Source organism: Rossellomorea sp. NRS-1567, from assembly GCF_050467885.1.
GTDB classification, from domain to species: domain Bacteria; phylum Bacillota; class Bacilli; order Bacillales; family Bacillaceae_B; genus Rossellomorea; species Rossellomorea aquimaris_C.
Map to the genome: position 1 here is coordinate 1 of NZ_JBITPL010000020.1, position 1,434 is coordinate 1,434.

Below are 1,434 nucleotides of genomic sequence, written 5' to 3' on the forward strand. Positions count from 1 at the left end.
GATTAAGTCCATATAATTGTGTAAAAAGAAAGAGTCATTTTATTCCTTCTTGTCAACACTGTTTTCACCGACGATAAACAATGAGAAGAGGAATGAAAATGACTCAATTACAGTTTAACCTAGATTTGGATTCTTTAAAAGAAGCAGTAATGAATTCTAATATCGAAACGGTGGTCCGTTCAGCCATCGTCCTTGTATTGAATGAATACATGGAAAGGGAGAGAGATGCCTACCTACAAGCAGCTTCTTATGAACGATCTACTGATCGTTTGGATTATCGGAATGGCTACTACGAACGCGAATTTACCATGAGTATTGGAAAACTCAAACTGAAGGTTCCACGTACACGTAATGGTGATTTTTCACCTTCCGTATTTGAAAAATATGCACGATGTGACCAGGCTTTTGTCATTTCTATGATCGAGATGGTGATTAATGGTGTTTCTACCCGTAAGGTTACTCATATTGTGGAACAGCTTTGTGGAGAGGCAGTTTCAAAATCATTCGTTTCTTCCCTTACTCAAAAACTAGATCCAATCATTAATGATTGGGCCAAGAGATCTTTGAATGGCACTTATTTTCCATTTATATTTGTAGATGCCATGTATATAAAAGTCCGTGAACACCATCGAGTCGTTTCAAAAGCCGTCTACATTGCGACAGCTCTTTCAGAGAAAAACAATCGTGAGATTTTAGGGTTAATGGTGGATCATGCGGAGAGCTATGAGAGTTGGAGTAGGTTCTTTCAACAACTGAAATCCCGCGGTCTACAATCTCCTAAGCTTGTGATCTCAGATGCCCATAAGGGTCTACAAAAAGCTGTCCTACGTGAGTTTATTGGAACCAGTTGGCAGAGGTGTAATGTACACTTTAAACGTAATATTTTCAAGCAACTCCCAAAGAAAGATTCTAAGGAAATTAGACTCATGATTAAGAGGGTGTTTGAAGCTGTCAAAATTGAAGATATGAGGAACTTTAAAGAAGAACTCATGAGTCAGTTTAGCGAGAATATAAAATATGAAAAAGCGTTGGCCATCTTAGATGAAGGCTTCGAAGATACCATTCAGTACATGGAGCACCCTGAAGAAATCCGACCACATATTCGCAGTACCAATTGTTTGGAACGCTTGAACCAAGAGGTTCGAAGAAGAGAAAAAGTCATACGGATTTTTCCTAACACGCAGTCAGCCTTTCGATTGGTCGGGGCAGTTTTACTTCATTATCAACAAACTAATTATTCAAAAAGAAAATCCTTTTAAAAAGCCCTAAGCATTTTTGAATGAAACTTTCCATTCAAATCGTTTCATAGCCAGGGCAGGCTGTCAAAGTGAAAAGCCTTTGACAGCCTGCCCTGGCTATGAAGGAATAAAAGCATGGAAGTTTCGCAAAAAAATGTTGAATCTAATACCTGTATCCGATTCAGTTGAAAAAACA

1 protein-coding gene is annotated in these 1,434 nt (G+C 38.4%); it reads left to right on the forward strand.

The annotated features are described in order from the left end of the window. The first annotated feature begins 98 nt into the window (after positions 1-98). Positions 99-1,259 carry an IS256 family transposase gene (locus ACIFOD_RS16135; protein ID WP_430315482.1) on the forward strand — a complete coding sequence of 387 codons (1,161 nt, stop codon included), beginning with the start codon at positions 99-101 and terminating at the stop codon, positions 1,257-1,259. Positions 1,260-1,434: the final 175 nt, after the last annotated feature.